Genomic DNA, 265 nt, shown 5'->3' with positions numbered 1-265 from the left:
TTCCCTTTGAGGCTAACATCTGCTTTTAACAAACAAACTCGCTCAGCAAGTTTTTTATTTTGCTTTAGCATAAGTGTTTTTTGTGCATAAGATACCATAAAAGATGAGCGTTCCACCAATGTAACATGAACTTGTGAACAACGCGAAGCAACAGCCAACCCTGCTGCTCCAGCTCCCGCCCCTAAATCAACAACCGTTCCCTTTAAATCAGTGGGAACCAAGCTGGCTAATAACATAGCATCCATACCAGAACGATGACCATGTT

At 42.3% G+C, this 265-nt stretch carries 1 pseudogene; it reads right to left on the bottom strand.

Features of this window, described 5'->3' with window-relative positions:
* Positions 1-265 (bottom strand): annotated as a pseudogene (locus tag ACFINC_RS11630) (methyltransferase); the annotation flags it as partial.

Source organism: Bartonella sp. AP58NXGY, from assembly GCF_042195785.1.
Classification (GTDB): Bacteria; Pseudomonadota; Alphaproteobacteria; order Rhizobiales; family Rhizobiaceae; genus Bartonella.
This window is presented reverse-complemented; position numbering and strand designations above follow the sequence as displayed.